The sequence below is a fragment of the Aquidulcibacter sp. genome (genome assembly GCF_044346625.1).
Taxonomy (GTDB): domain Bacteria; phylum Pseudomonadota; class Alphaproteobacteria; order Caulobacterales; family Aquidulcibacteraceae; genus Aquidulcibacter.
Genome location: NZ_JBIIYV010000004.1, coordinates 24,175 through 38,510, shown reverse-complemented (window position 1 = coordinate 38,510; position 14,336 = coordinate 24,175). Strand labels below are relative to the sequence as shown.

Sequence of the window (14,336 nt, the reverse complement as noted above, 5' to 3'; positions counted from 1 at the left end):
TAAAACTATAAGCCAGAGAAATACGCCAAATTAACTTTGGGACGATAAAAGTGGCTCATGTTGGCATGAAATGCACCAGTGAGGTTATTATGGCGCTCGATCACGACCCTAGGCTATCAACAGACTCACCCAGTCCTGCTACCAACGGTCCGCGCCCTCAATCTACGCCGCCCTCGCTTGCTCAGATGCCGACGAATGTGAGCTCACGCTCGCTCAATCCCACCAGTGCAGCTGAACTCATTGCGCAGGTACAGGGCGGGTTGGTTGCTGCTGGCTTAAACCGCGACGACGCGGAGGCCCAGCGCAAAGTGTTCGAACGTCGCGCCATGGAACAGCCGACGGAGCGCATGATTGGTCGGGTGACCTTTTGTAACGGTGCCCGCGCGACCATCTCCACCATGGCTGACAATTTGAGTGAATCATCCTCAGACTTTTGGGCTGTCGGGCGCTTGATTTCGATCACGGTTGGCAAGATTCGCGTTGTTGCGCTGGTTTATGAGATGCGCACGGATAGTTCCGTCTGGGACATGAATGCCCAAAATTCGGTCAGCGTCCAAGTTGAGCTCATGGGCGAGATTTCTGAGGATGCTCATGGCCGGACGCGCTTTCAGCGCGGCGTGTCGCGCTACCCTCAGGTCGGTGCCGTCGCGCACAAAATCCGTGCACGCGACCTTGAAGTTATGCACGACCTCGGCGACCGCAAATCCGTCGAAGTTGGCCGCTTGTCGCAAAATGCCGAGATTCCTGCCACCATCAGCGTGAATGACCTTTTAACACGCCACTTCGCTGTTGTGGGGACCACGGGGGTCGGTAAGTCATGCTCTCTGACTTTATTGGTACGCCAATGTTTGAGCGTGAAGCCTGATTTACGTGTGATGCTCTTGGATCCGCACAATGAATTCGCGGGTGCCTTTGGGCCGCTTGGGCAAGTCTTGGACGCCGCGACACTCGAATTGCCCTTCTGGTTGTTCCGGTTTGAAGAGTTGGAAGATGTGATCTTCCGCAGTAAACCCGTTCCAGAAGAGGCGGAAATTCTGAGAGAAGTTTTGGCGCAAGCTAAAACCAATTTCCAGAATGAGAAGACAGGTGCAACGGCTGCTGGGCTCGTGCGGAAGGCTTTAGATGTTGGCGGCTTGAATGCCGACAGCCCAATGCCCTATCGCATGTCGGAATTGTTCAAGCTCATCGATGAGAACATTGGTCTATTAAGCCCCCGTCATGAACGTCACCATTTGAAGTCCTTGCGCGTTCGTCTAGACGCTTTGGTCAATGATCCCCGCTATGGCTTTATGTTTACTAGAGGGGGCGCGGAGGACAATTTTGCGCCACTTCTGGCGCGCTTGTTCCGTCTGCCTGCTGAAGGCCAGCCAGTTTCGATCATAAACTTGTCGGGGCTACCGTCGGATGTGACCAATGCTGTGGTGTCAGTTTTGGCGCGCCTATGCTTTGATGTTGCTTATGCTAGCGAAGGCCAGTTGCACGTCTTGTTGGTTTGCGAAGAAGCCCACCGCTATGTACCGCAAGACCCGAACGCAGGCTTTATCCCAACCCGACGCGCCATTGCTCGGATTGCGAAAGAAGGTCGGAAGTACGGCTGCTCCATCGCGGTAGTATCCCAGCGACCCGGTGAACTTGATCCGACCATCCTGTCGCAATGTTCGACCGTTTTTGCGATGCGTTTGGCCAATGACCGCGACCAAGAGATCATCCGCTCTGCCATCGCCGATTCCAGCGGCTCAACAATTTCCTTTTTGTCGGCATTGGATAATGCGGAAGCGATCGTGTTCGGCGAAGCGGTTGCGACGACCATGCGCTTCAAGTTCACCTACCAAGAACCTTCAAAACTGCCACGCGCGGCGGGGACAGACATTACCGACCCGAATTCCAATGCGCGCAAGACTGGAGAAGCCGATCCACGCCTAATTGCGACGCGTTTGCGCGGCATGCGTGAGTTGGAGAAGCCATTACAGACAACCATGCTGTCTGAAGCCTCGTCTCAGCAAAAGCTAGCTGCTGCGGCCGGTGCTTCCGCTGGCCTGCGACAGCCGACGTCTACGGCTGGCTCGCCACTGCCCCGCCCGACAACTGGGTTTCGCAACTAAGCGGGCTGCAGATACTGCGCACAAATACGCGATCTTCCCTAAGGTGACGGCTTTCCGTTCACGTAAACTTGCTTATGCTGCTCCCAAACAAACAGGCGGCGGCGCCTAAGCCGTTACCGCGACCTTGGGAGGCACACGTCACATGAATTTCGATTTTTCTGACGATCAAAAATATCTGAAAGAACAAGCGCGTAAGTTCTTGTCTGAACAGTCCAGCATGACGGTCGTTCGCGCGGTGCTGAATGATGAGCAAAAATCCCACGATGCTGGTTTATGGAAAGCCATTGCTGAGATGGGATGGCTGGGTGCTGCCATTCCGGAAGAATTCGGTGGTTTGGGCCTTGGCGAACTTGAGCTTTGCGTTTTGGCAGAGGAAATGGGCCGTTCATTGGCCCCTGTGCCGTGGGCATCTACGGTTTACTTCTTCGCTGAAGCCATCAAAATTGCTGGCACGGACGCACAAAAAGCTGCAATTCTGCCTAAGCTGGCCGAAGGTGGCGTGATCGGTAGTGTTGCCGCTTCTGAAGGCCCTGGCGAGCCGCGGGCATCCAATCTCAAAACAATTTTTGACGGCAACAGCGTCACGGGCATGAAAGTGCCGGTGACCGATGGCGATTGTGCCACCCACGCTTTGGTACTTGCCAAGCATCAAGACGGCACGTCTCTCGTGATTGTCGATCTGACCGGGGCAGGAGTCGAGGCCAAGGCAATTAAGACGTTCGATCCAACTCGCTCGCATGCGACCCTAACATTCACCAAAGCCCCAGCCCAACTCCTCGGGGAAGCTGGTGACGGCGAAGCGCTCTTGCAGCGCATTTACGACCGCGCGGCGGTTCTTCTCGCGTTTGAGCAAATCGGCGGCAGCCAAGCCTGTCTAGATATGGCCACTGATTACGCCAAGGGCCGATATGCTTTCTCGCGCCAAATCGGTAGCTTCCAAGCGATCAAGCACAAGTTAGCCGACATGTATGTCGCGCTCGAAATCGCTCGCTCTAACGCATTTTATGGTGCTTGGGCGCTGAGCAGCGATGCACCAGAATTGCCCTTAGCGGCCGCTGCCGCTCGTATTGCCGCCTGTGACGCCTATTATCTGGCGTCTAAGGAGAACATCCAAACCCATGGCGGTATGGGCTTTACGTGGGAAGTCGATTGCCACCTGTATTATCGACGCGCCAAGCTCTTGGCAGTGCAGGCCGGTGCGCCATCTTTGTGGAAAGAAAAACTTGTTCGCCGCCTTGAAATGCGTAACGCGGCCTAACTCTTGGATGGATGGAGATACTTATGGACTTCAATGATACCCCAGAAGAAGCAGCCTTCCGTCAACGTGCTCAGGGCTTCTTGGCCGCTCAACTAGAACCCAGAGCCGGCCAGACGGAGAGCTTACAGAAGCGCTTGTCTGACAAGGAATATATGCTGGCAGCTAAGGCCTATCAAAAGGCCAAAGCCGAAAACGGCTTTGCCGGGATTACTTGGCCGAAAGAGCAAGGCGGGCAGGGCCTCGCGCCAATTTTCTCGGTCATCTTTGGCCAAGAAGAGGGCAAGTTTGACGCCCCCGCAGGGCCATTCACCATTGGCCTTGGCATGTGCGTGCCCACCGTGATCGCCTTTGCGACCGACGCCCAGAAAGAGCGGCACGTCGGCCCGGCATTGCGCGGGGAAGAGATCTGGTGCCAATTATTCTCAGAACCCTCTGCCGGGTCTGACGTCGCAGGCCTTAAAACCAAGGCCGTACGCGATGGTGATGATTGGGTGATCAATGGTCAGAAAGTGTGGACCTCTGGTGCGCACTATTCCGATTGGGGGATCGTTTTGGTACGCACCAATGCAGACAAGGCCAAGCACAAGGGCTTGTCGATGTTCTTCATCGACATGAAGAGCCCCGGCATTGAAGTTCGCCCCATTCACCAAATGTCGGGCGGGTCAAACTTCAACGAAGTCTATTTCACCGATGTGCGTGTGCCAAACAGTCAGATGTTAGGCGGGGAAGGCAATGGCTGGTCCGTCGCTCTGGTCACCTTGATGAACGAGCGCTTGGCCGTCGGCGGCAGCCCCGGCCCGGACTACAAAGAGATCTTTGAGTGGGCAAAAACCATGCCCGGCCAAGATGGTGGCACTTTGGCTGAAGATCAAAGCTTCCGTCAAAAAGTGGCTGATTGGTTTGTGCGGGCTGAAGGCTACAAGTTGGCCAAATTCCGCACCATGACGGCTTTGTCCAAGGGGCAGACACCGGGTCCTGAGAGCTCGATTGGCAAAATCATCACCGCCAATCAGCTCCAAGACATCACCCATAACGCCATGGAATCGATGGACCATTTCGGCATCATCACCGATGCGGCTTATGCCCCATCTGAAGGCGTATTCCAGCAAAGCCATATGTGGGCTGCCGGCTTACGGATTGCTGGCGGGACAGATGAAATCCTGAAGAACATCATTGCGGAGCGTATCTTGGGCCTGCCCGGCGATGTCCGCGTCGACAAGGATGTCGCGTTCAAGGATTTGCCGAGCGGCCGCTAAGGCCTCTGGCCCAAAGTTCTTTTGTGAAAGCCTGCTGTCTCCCTTGGGCCGGCAGGCTTTTTTCGTTTGTGAACCTACAGCAACAGCGTTGACAGATTGGCCAACCTTACTCTATCAGCCGCCATGTCCAATCCTATTGCTAAACCACCCCGCGTCGCCCCGCCGATCAGAGATGCCGTAACGTTTGACGACGTGCTGCTGGAGCCGGGGGCCTCCGAGGTGATGCCAGGACAAGTGGATGTTCGCACGCAACTGACGCGTGAAATCGCGCTAAATATCCCCCTCATTTCCTCTGCCATGGATACGGTCACCGAAGCGCGCCTCGCCATTGCAATGGCCCAAGCAGGCGGTCTCGGCATTATCCATCGCAATTTGTCGAACGAAGAACAGGCCGAGCAAGTCCGTCAGGTAAAGCGCTTTGAAAGCGGCATGGTGATCAATCCGATTACCGTCTATCCCGATATCTCGGTCGGCGAAGTAAAAGCCATTAAAGCTGCCCGTGGCGTGTCTGGATTTCCGGTGGTTGAGCGCGGGCCAGAAGGCAAGCCCGGTCGCCTTGTTGGCATCGTCACCAATCGCGATGTCCGCTTCGCCGAGGACACCGAAAAAGTCTATGAAGTGATGACGCGCGAGAATTTGCATACGGTGCGCGAGGGCACCGACAAAGACACCGCCCGCCAGCTCTTGCATAAGCACCGAGTTGAACGCTTGATCGTTGTTGATGATGACGGTCGCTGCGTCGGTCTTGTAACGGTCAAGGACATGGAGAAGGCGCAAGCCTTCCCAAGTGCGTGCAAGGATGACCAAGGTCGGTTGCGCGTTGGTGCTGCTACGACGGTGGGTGATGCGGGCTATGAGCGGTCAGAGTTTTTGCTGGATGCTGGCTGCGATGTGATTGTGGTCGATACCGCCCATGGTCACTCCCGTTCGGTGCTGGACGCTGTGGAACGCATCAAGCGCCTGTCCAATCGGGTGCAAGTGATTGCTGGCAATGTCGCCACGCGCGAAGCGACCATGGCGTTGATCGACGCTGGGGCGGACGCGATCAAAGTGGGCATTGGCCCCGGTTCCATCTGCACCACGCGCATTGTCGCAGGTGTTGGTGTGCCGCAATTGACCGCGATTATGGATTGCGTCGATGCGGCTTATGCCACCGGGACGCCCGTTATCGCCGATGGCGGGATCAAGTTCTCAGGCGATTTGGCCAAAGCGATTGCGGGTGGTGCCAATGTCGCGATGTTGGGCGGCCTGTTTGCGGGTACCGACGAAGCCCCGGGCGAGGTTTTCCTCTACCAAGGCCGGTCTTACAAATCCTATCGCGGCATGGGGTCGCTGGGTGCCATGGCACGCGGCTCTGCCGATCGTTACTTCCAAAAGGACGTCAGCGATGCGCTAAAGCTGGTTCCTGAAGGTGTTGAAGGCCAAGTGCCGTATAAGGGCTCGGTCGCGCCGATCTTGCATCAATTGGTCGGCGGCCTGCGCGCGGCCATGGGCTATACGGGGGCAGCCACCATTGCAGACTTCCAGTCCAAAGCCCGGTTCGTCAAATTGACCAGCGCAGGCTTGCGCGAAAGCCATGTCCACGACGTTTCCATCACGCGCGAAGCTCCAAACTATCCAGTCGGGGGTTAAGCCTCGTGACGATTGAAGTCCTGTCACGGGCGGATTTTGCGTGGGTAATTGCCCTTGGCAATGCCAATCAAGTGGAAACCGGGCCTTTAGATGAAGACCGTTTGAGCAATTTGGTAGAGGCTTCCTACCTCAGCCAAGTTGCGCGGCCCGATCTTGGTTTTCTCATCACCTTTATTCCAACCTCGGCTTATGACAGCCCGAACTTTGTCTGGTTTGTTGAGCGGATGGACAAGTTTGTCTATGTCGACCGGATTGTGGTGGCAGCACACGCGCGCGGGCAAGGGATTGCACGACGCTTCTATGAAGGCTTGTTTGCAAGTGCGCGGGCTGACGGGTATGAGCAGGTTGTCTGCGAGGTCAATTCTGATCCGCCGAACCCAGTTTCTGATCAATTCCATGCCGCTCTTGGCTTTACTCCCGTCGGGCAAGCGACTTTGTCCAACGGCAAAAGCGTGACCTATCTGTCGCGCACCCTGAAAGATTGAAGTTATGCGCCCCGGTGCCCGTGCCCAAGCCGCCATTGAAGTTTTGACAGATGTCGAAGCCCGCAAACGCCCGCCCGCGGACGTTCTGAAAGAATGGGGCTTGAGCCACCGGTTTGCTGGCTCTGGCGACCGGGCACAAATTGGTGACATCGTGTTCGGTGCCCTGCGCTGGAAGGCGTCGAGCGCCTTTCGCATGGGCCTGGATGATCCCCGGGCTTGGGTCTTAGGCGCATTACGTTGGGGCTTTGGACGCACCGCTGAGAGCCTTGAAAAAGATGCCTATGAAGAAACCCACGCCTATAGCCCACTGACCGAGGCAGAACGCACAGCCCTTGCTCAGGCGACCTTGGACGGCGCGCCCGACCATGTGCGCGGCGATTATCCCGAATGGCTGGATGCAAGCTTTGCCCGCGTCTTGGGTGATGAACGTGCTGCTGAAGCGGCCGCTTTGGCAGCACCTGCGCCACTCGACCTGCGCGTCAATCGTCTGAAAGCGAAACCAGAAACCGTGTTGGAAGATTTATTGTCATCCACCCAGCTTAAAGTGCGCGAGGACGGCAGCCCGTCCGCCTTTATCACCCCATGGTCGCCGGATGGCATTCGCATTCCGTGGCAACAAGGGCGTACCTTTCCTTGGGCTAAGGAAGAGGCCTTTGTGAAGGGTGGCTTTGAGGTTCAAGATGAAGGCAGCCAACTGGCCGCGCGTCTGTCAGGGGCAAAGCCCGGTATGCAGATTGCCGATGTGTGCGCTGGCGGTGGCGGTAAAACCTTGGCGCTTGCCGCGCTTATGGAGAATAAAGGCCAGCTTTACGCCTATGATGTCGATAGCCGACGGCTGTCCAATTGCCACGAGCGGATTGAGCGGGCAGGGGTGCGCAATTGCCAAGTCCGTACGCCCAAGCGGGATCAGGATGTGCTTAGCGATCTCCATGACCTGATGGATATCGTTTTCATCGATGCGCCCTGTACGGGTTCTGGCACGTGGCGTCGCGCACCCGATTCCAAATGGCGTTTGCGGCCCGGCGCTTTGGAAAAGCGTCAACAAGAACAGGCGCTGGCACTGGCATTGGGCGCGCCCTTGGTAAAGCCCGGCGGCCGTCTCATGTATGTGACCTGTTCAATTCTACCCGAAGAGAATGAGGACACCATTAAGACCTTTCTTGCCGCCAATCCAACCTTTGCGGCAGTCAATCCGACGACTTTGGTATCCGAGGCTGGTTTGAGCGGGCTGTTAGCCCATTGCCATAGGGCAGGGCCCGGCTTGCAGATGACGCCATTAGCGACGGGTACGGATGGTTTCTTTATTTGTGGTCTGCAACGGGCAGCTTGAGCTGTTCGTTTGATGCCAAGCGAGCCAATGTTTCGGGCGCAGAGCTCGTGAGAAGGCCTGTCTTGATGCCAGCAAAGGTCTTGGTCATTTCCGTGCGGAAATAGGGGATGGCTGCAAGTGGCTGAAACATCAGGTCACGCAAAAGGGCCAGAAAATGGACGTCCGACTGGAAGAAGGGCGTAAGCAGCCAGCTTGCCGCCTGATAAAATTGAATCGGCGCGCGACGTGCTTTGGCAAATCGCGCACCGACATCGTCCAACCCGCTAAGCGCTATCGAGTCTGCCAAGATGGCCGCGTCTAACAAAGCGGAGTTGGCTCCTTGCCCTAATTGCGGGCTCGTCTGATGGGCCGCGTCGCCAATGTGCACGAGACCCGGCGCGAACGGTCGCTTCAAAGTGCGTTGTCCATAGCGCGCCAATGTCAGGTCGCTTGGCGCTGAAAATTGAGCAACAATCTCCTTGGTTTCAGGCCAAAGTGCCACGACATCCTTTTTCCAGACCTCAAATTGAGCCACCCAAGTCGCATAAAGCTCGGGCTTTAAACTCCAGAAAAAAGCGACGCGCGGGCGAGGATCGCCCGGCACTTGGCCAATGGGCAAAAGCCCAACCATCGTATGGGCGTTCACATAGCGCTGGGAAAGCGTGTTTTTAATCCCGCTGGTATTGAGTGGACTTGCCCAAACAGCGCCATAGGCAAATGGTTTCGGGCTTTTGGCACCAAGGCTATTGGCCAGATCAGAATGGCTGCCCGACGCATCCACTACCAAATCAAACGGACCAAAGCGTTCGCCAGCTTGATCGATCAGGAAGCTTTGGTGACCCTCAAATGCGCGCGACACCAAATGGGTGTTGACGATAACCTTGATCCCAACATCGCCGACCTTTTGCCAAAGCGCTTGAAAGAGACTGGCGCGGTGCACACCTATCCCGAAACGATCTGACCCTAATCGGTCATAGGTAAGATCGAAAATCGTTCTGCCATGAGGCGCTGCGGTCCCAAACAGGCGATCGATGCGCGCGCCATTGGCTAGAACCACATCAAGAAGCCCCAGCCGGGCAAGGACTGCTTGCCCAGTTGGTTGCAGTAACAGGCCAGAACCCAGCGGGCTTGGCTGTTGAAAGCGTTCAAACAAGCAAACATCATGGCCTTGGTCGTGAAGAAAGAGTGCCGTGGCGAGCCCACCAATGCCGCACCCCGCAATGCCAATCCGTGCCACTGATTTTTGCCCCGTTCGCTCGGCGAATCCTATCTTCCGCAGACTAACTTAAGCCCTTTGCTTGACCAATAGCGTCGATATGCGACAAATTAGGCCACTCAAAGAAAGAATGCTTATGGGCCTTCGTAACCCGCAGAGTTTGGCAAAGCCGCCCTCAGCGATTCAGATAAGGCAGGTTTCGCCGCACCCCAGTTTGCGTCGCATCGTCGTATCCTTTGGGGAACGCCGGGCTGACTTCAAATCCATCAATGTCATTCGCGCCTTAAATGCCCGTCCTGATCAATTCATTGAGTTCTATTTCCGCGAACCTTATTTGGTGCGTGAGAATGGCGCTGGGTTCAGCGCCACGCCGGCGAGTGTTCTTGTAGGGGTCACCAGCGTACCTGGAAAAGATCTTGGCTTTGTGGGGGAGATTGAGACCTTCACGATCCGCTTCCAGCCTACGGGCCTCGCCCGGCTATTTGGCGTGCAGATGACCGAGACGGTCGATGAAGGCTTGTCGCTGGCCGATGAGCTGAAAAGGCAAACAGCGCAATTGGAAGCCGATTTAGCCCAAAGCGTGACGTTTGAGCAAAGGGTTGCACTCGCGCAAGCTTGGATTGCTGGCTGGCTCGATCATGCGAGGCCCTTTGACGAGATTGACCATATTGCCCGCCTCGTCGCGAAAACGGGCGGTAGGGTTAGTGTCCGCCAGTTGGCAGATCGGGCGGGTTTGAGTGCGAGACAGCTTCAGCGTCGGTTTTTGAGCGATGTTGGGGTGACGCCAAAGCTTTACGGTCGGCTTACTCGCTTTGAGGCTGCTTTGGCGGCGCAAAGAAAAAACCCAAGTCAAGCTTGGGCACAGATTGCCGCGGAAGCTGGCTATGCCGATGAAGCGCACCTGTCGCGCGAAGCCCGGGCGTTAAGCGGGATGACACCGCAAACCTTTGCCGCAAAGATGCAGGCTATTTCAACGCTTGCTGTTGTTGGCCCTGAAATGTCCGATTTGTTCAAGTGCGCCATCTGACAGGCGTTTAAACAGGTGCCACGATTTGGAGGCACATCATGCTTAGACGAAATCTTTTGGCACTTATGGGCGCAGTTGGAGGAATGGCGATGACACAAACAGCACTGGCCGCATCGCAGGGTTTAGCTGCAAGTGATGAGACGGCGATCCGTGCAGCGATTAAGGACTATGAGCACCTGTGGAATATCAGCGATCTGGACGCCATGGGCAGGCTCTATGCGCCCAATGTGCATTGGGTCAATGTGAAAGCCATGCATTGGCAGGGCTTTGAAGAAGTGGACCGTGCCCACCGGGTCTATTTCTACCTCATGTTCAATGGCGTCCAGCAAAAGCTGCTAGCGGTGGAATCGCTTACTCCGATTGCCCCGACGGTTGTGGTCGCAGTCGTGCATTGGCACATGGATGCGTTCAAGACGCCCAGTGGCGACGTGGCCCCACCGCATGAGAGCCGTATGAGCTTGGTTTATGTCAAACTGGCGGAGGGTTGGAAGATCGCGCACGGGGCCAATATCGATGTCGATGCCCAGGCCGCCCGCTTTGATCCGATCCGCGGGGCGGCCATGCAAGGGGCCAAGCCATAAGAACTGTTGGCGTGTGGCGCGGGGGTCTTTCCCCTGCGCCCGCATCCCGCTAAACCGCCTCGATGACGCAAGCGACCCACGAACACATCCTCATCATCGATTTCGGCTCTCAAGTGACACAACTGATCGCACGGCGCGTGCGAGAGGCGGGCGTCTATTGCGAAGTCCATCCCTATAATCGCGCCCAAGCGGTGCTGGATGCCGGGTTTGATCCCAAAGCGATAATCTTATCCGGCGGGCCGGCCAGCGTGTGTGATGCGGGCTCGCCGCGTGCACCCCAAGCCGTGTTTGAGCTGGGCGTGCCCATTCTAGCAATTTGCTATGGCCAACAGACTTTGGCGACCCAATTGGGCGGGGTGGTTGAAAGTGGTCATGCGGCTGAGTTTGGTCGCGCTGATGTTGAAATTCTGGCCCCTAGCGCTTTGTTCGAGGGCGTCTGGGAAATTGGTAGCCGCTATCCGGTTTGGATGAGCCATGGCGACCGCGTCACCCAATTGCCGGACGGCTTCAGCGTCAAAGCAACCAGCGAGAACGCGCCCTTTGCGGTGGCCACCGATGAAGCACGCCGCTTCTACACCGTGATGTTCCACCCAGAAGTGGTTCATACGCCAGATGGCGCTAAGCTGATCCATAACTTCGTCCGCAAGATCGCAGGCATGCGTGGTGATTGGACCATGGCGGCGTTCCGCGAAGAGGCCATTGAGCGCATCCGCGCGCAAGTCGGCACCAGCAAAGTCATTTGCGGTCTCTCCGGCGGGGTTGATAGCTCTGTCGCCGCTGTGCTGATCCATGAGGCGATTGGCGATCAATTGACCTGCGTCTATGTCGATCATGGGCTCATGCGGGCAGGGGAAAGCGACCAAGTCGTTTCGCTTTTCCGGGACCATTACAATATCCCGCTCATCCATGCTGACGAAAGCGCGCGCTTCTTAGGTGCGCTCTCAGGGGTTAGCGATCCTGAAACCAAGCGCAAGACGATTGGCAAGCTCTTCATCGACGTCTTTGAGGAAAAGGCGCGCATGGTTGGGGGCGCAGGGTTCTTGGCGCAAGGCACGCTTTATCCAGACGTGATCGAGAGCGTCTCTTTCGATGGCGGCCCATCTGTCACGATCAAGAGCCACCACAATGTCGGCGGTCTGCCAGAGCGGATGAATTTGAAACTGGTTGAGCCCTTGCGCGAATTGTTCAAGGATGAAGTGCGCGCATTGGGCCAGGAACTCGGCCTGAACGAAGCCTTTGTTGGCCGCCATCCATTCCCCGGGCCGGGCCTTGCCATCCGCATTCCTGGCGAGATCACGCAGGAGAAGGCGGATATCTTGCGTAAGGCCGATGCCATCTATCTGGAAGAATTACGCAATAATGGCCTTTATGACACCATCTGGCAGGCGTTCGCCGTGCTCTTGCCAGTCAAGACCGTTGGCGTCATGGGCGATCATCGCACCTACGACCATGTCTGCGCTTTGCGCGCCGTTACCTCAACCGACGGCATGACGGCAGACTTCTTCCCGTTTGACATGGCATTCTTGGGCCGGGTCGCGACCCGCATTGTCAATGAAGTCAAAGGCATCAATCGCGTGGTTTATGACGTGACGTCTAAGCCACCGGGCACGATTGAGTGGGAGTAGGGCGCGTTAGCCGCTAACGCGCGACGTTTTAGTCTGCGATAATCTGACAGGCACCACCGCGCCCCGACACGATGCGGCAGGCTTCGCGCGCTACGCTGGACCCCAGCCCAGAGAAGCGGGCGCGATACCAGACGCCGTCTGAGCGCTTCACGCTGCTGACCTCGCCGCTGGCGAAGGACGGGAAGTGGCGGGAGAATTGGGCCAATGCCGCTTTTGCATCGCTCTGGCTGCGGAACGCCCCGACTTGCACAATCGCATCACCACGGGCACGTCCGGCGATCAATTGCCGGTCCTTTTCCTTCTTAGCTGCTAAAGCGCGCGCGGCCTGTTGACGCGTGCGCTCCTCGCGCTCTGCCGTGGCCTTTGCGCGGGCATCTGCTGCGGCACGCTCAGCGACGCGCTTTTCGTTGGCGAGCCGCACTGCTTGGGCACGGGCTTCTTGCAGGCGGATCTGTTCCTCAGCCACTTCGGCCACTTCAACCGTTTTAGCATCTTGCGCGCTCGGCTCTGAAGGAGCGCCAGTACCCAGTGTCGGACGAAGTGCGGCCGCCTGCATCGCAGATGATGCAATGTAGTGCGTGGTGGCGCGCGGGAGACTTGGCGCTTTGGTCGCGGTGACTGACTGTGGGCTCACAGCTTCAGCCTGATCTTCATCGTCGCCATGCTGTTGGTCGAGTGAAGCGGTTTGCACCCCGCCCGTGGCCAAACGGGAAGATTGATTTAGCCGTGCAGTTGCATCCGCCATCAACACTGAAGGCCTGCCTTGGTCGAACCCACGGGTCCGTTCGGTCCGCACAAGCGCCAGATTGGTCGCCCCAGTTGGCTGCATGGCCTTGCCAGCGATCGACATCACCAGCGCCTCTGCATCGGCACCGTCACGGGGGTCTTTGAAGGTAAATTGGTAGGGTGTGGCCTGGTCGGCAACCAGATTTGCGCCAGTGCCCAATTCTTTGAAGGCAGACTCGGTCAGCAATTCAACAAAGTCATCCCGCGAAAAGCGTGTCCGACCACCCAAAACAACAGTCACGATACGTCGCCCGCTGCGTTCCGTCGTGGCGGCTAGATTGAAGCCAGAGCTACGCGTGAAGCCCGTCTTCAGACCATCCATGCCTTCCATGCGGGCCATCAAATGGTTGTGGTTCTTGCTGACTTTGCCATTGAAAACCATTTGGGGGGTCGAGAACCAATGGTACTGATCGGGAAAGTCGCGGCGAATGGCGATGGCTAGACGAGCAAGATCTTCGGCGGTCGTCCATTGACGGTCACTCGGCAGGCCAGAAGCGTTGGCAAATGTTGTATTGACCATGCCGAGGTCGCGGGCCTTTGCGGTCATCATCACCGCAAAATTGGCTTCTGATCCGCCCAAGGTTTCTGCGACCGCTGCAGCAACATCGTTTGCTGAGCGAACAACCAAAGCTTCAACGGCCGTCTGCACCGAAATCGAATTGCCCGCCGCAATCCCTAATTTGGTTGGCGCTTGGCCACTGGCATAACGGGAGAAAACGATCTGATCATTCCAAGAGAGTTTCCCCGACTGTAACGCATCAAACAAAAGATAGAGCGTCATGACTTTGGTGATCGAGGCAGGACGGCGCAGGGCTTGCGCGTTCTCTTCAAAGATCACTTCATGGGTATCTGCATCCACAACGATCTGAGCAAATCTTTGGTTCGCTTGGGCCGTGGCCGAGGTTGATGCCAAAGAAACCGCTGCCACCAGTGCCGATGCAGTGAGTAGCCTGAGCGAAAAAACGTGACTTGCCATGTTGGTCTCCGAGCACATGAAGCTAGCCTAGGAACCTTATGGTTTACTTAGGCTTAACGCAGCAGACCAACGCAAGGCTGGAC

Annotated in this window: 11 protein-coding genes; 9 read left to right on the top strand and 2 right to left on the bottom strand. The window is 56.7% G+C overall.

Annotated features, from left to right (window positions below; genetic code table 11):
• Positions 1-197 precede the first annotated feature (197 nt).
• The 6 genes from ACIQ20_RS02585 (at position 198) to ACIQ20_RS02560 (ending at position 8,063) form a co-directional block, all read left to right on the top strand.
• Positions 198-2,102, top strand: a complete 1,905-nt coding sequence (locus ACIQ20_RS02585) for an ATP-binding protein (RefSeq protein WP_395777133.1) — start codon at positions 198-200, stop codon at positions 2,100-2,102.
• A 142-nt stretch (positions 2,103-2,244) separates the two neighbouring features.
• A complete protein-coding gene (locus ACIQ20_RS02580) occupies positions 2,245-3,360 on the top strand; it encodes an acyl-CoA dehydrogenase family protein (protein WP_395777131.1) in 1,116 nt (371 codons plus the stop codon).
• Between the two features lie 23 nt (positions 3,361-3,383).
• The gene (locus ACIQ20_RS02575) at positions 3,384-4,616 is read left to right on the top strand and encodes an acyl-CoA dehydrogenase family protein (protein ID WP_395777129.1); all 1,233 of its coding nucleotides are present in this window, start codon (positions 3,384-3,386) and stop codon (positions 4,614-4,616) included.
• A gap of 123 nt (positions 4,617-4,739) precedes the next feature.
• Positions 4,740-6,248, top strand: coding sequence for an IMP dehydrogenase (gene guaB / locus ACIQ20_RS02570; RefSeq protein ID WP_395777127.1), 1,509 nt, complete (start codon positions 4,740-4,742; stop codon positions 6,246-6,248).
• A 5-nt stretch (positions 6,249-6,253) separates the two neighbouring features.
• Positions 6,254-6,733: a GNAT family N-acetyltransferase gene (locus ACIQ20_RS02565; RefSeq protein WP_395777125.1), complete on the top strand. Its 480-nt coding sequence runs from the start codon at positions 6,254-6,256 to the stop codon at positions 6,731-6,733.
• A 4-nt stretch (positions 6,734-6,737) separates the two neighbouring features.
• Positions 6,738-8,063: an RsmB/NOP family class I SAM-dependent RNA methyltransferase gene (locus tag ACIQ20_RS02560; protein WP_395777123.1), complete on the top strand. Its 1,326-nt coding sequence runs from the start codon at positions 6,738-6,740 to the stop codon at positions 8,061-8,063.
• Here the strand turns inward: ACIQ20_RS02560 and ACIQ20_RS02555 are convergent.
• Positions 8,035-9,279, bottom strand: a complete 1,245-nt coding sequence (locus tag ACIQ20_RS02555) for an FAD-dependent oxidoreductase (RefSeq protein WP_395777121.1) — start codon at positions 9,277-9,279, stop codon at positions 8,035-8,037. The genes ACIQ20_RS02560 and ACIQ20_RS02555 overlap by 29 nt on opposite strands.
• Before the next feature lie 115 nt (positions 9,280-9,394).
• On the opposite strand from ACIQ20_RS02555, the gene ACIQ20_RS02550 reads away from it, so the two are divergent.
• From ACIQ20_RS02550 to guaA, 3 genes are all read left to right on the top strand, one after another.
• On the top strand, positions 9,395-10,285 hold the full coding sequence (locus ACIQ20_RS02550) for a helix-turn-helix domain-containing protein (protein ID WP_395777119.1): 891 nt from the start codon (positions 9,395-9,397) through the stop codon (positions 10,283-10,285).
• A gap of 89 nt (positions 10,286-10,374) precedes the next feature.
• A complete protein-coding gene (locus tag ACIQ20_RS02545; protein ID WP_395777117.1) occupies positions 10,375-10,866 on the top strand; it encodes an SgcJ/EcaC family oxidoreductase in 492 nt (163 codons plus the stop codon).
• A gap of 62 nt (positions 10,867-10,928) precedes the next feature.
• Complete coding sequence (gene guaA / locus ACIQ20_RS02540) at positions 10,929-12,491, top strand: glutamine-hydrolyzing GMP synthase (RefSeq protein WP_395777115.1); 1,563 nt, start codon at positions 10,929-10,931, stop codon at positions 12,489-12,491.
• A 28-nt stretch (positions 12,492-12,519) separates the two neighbouring features.
• Here the strand turns inward: guaA and ACIQ20_RS02535 are convergent, their stop codons facing one another.
• A complete protein-coding gene (locus ACIQ20_RS02535) occupies positions 12,520-14,253 on the bottom strand; it encodes a D-alanyl-D-alanine carboxypeptidase (RefSeq protein ID WP_395777113.1) in 1,734 nt (577 codons plus the stop codon).
• Between the last annotated feature and the right edge of the window lie 83 nt (positions 14,254-14,336).

Coding starts and splice junctions, on each gene's coding strand:
- ACIQ20_RS02550 (WP_395777119.1), top strand. CDS start 9,395: ATGGGCCTTCGTAACCCGCAGAGTTTGGCAAAGCCGCCCTCAGCGATT.
- ACIQ20_RS02580 (WP_395777131.1), top strand. CDS start 2,245: ATGAATTTCGATTTTTCTGACGATCAAAAATATCTGAAAGAACAAGCG.
- ACIQ20_RS02545 (WP_395777117.1), top strand. CDS start 10,375: ATGACACAAACAGCACTGGCCGCATCGCAGGGTTTAGCTGCAAGTGAT.
- ACIQ20_RS02575 (WP_395777129.1), top strand. CDS start 3,384: ATGGACTTCAATGATACCCCAGAAGAAGCAGCCTTCCGTCAACGTGCT.
- guaB (WP_395777127.1), top strand. CDS start 4,740: ATGTCCAATCCTATTGCTAAACCACCCCGCGTCGCCCCGCCGATCAGA.
- ACIQ20_RS02560 (WP_395777123.1), top strand. CDS start 6,738: ATGCGCCCCGGTGCCCGTGCCCAAGCCGCCATTGAAGTTTTGACAGAT.
- ACIQ20_RS02535 (WP_395777113.1), bottom strand. CDS start 14,253: ATGGCAAGTCACGTTTTTTCGCTCAGGCTACTCACTGCATCGGCACTG.
- guaA (WP_395777115.1), top strand. CDS start 10,929: ATGACGCAAGCGACCCACGAACACATCCTCATCATCGATTTCGGCTCT.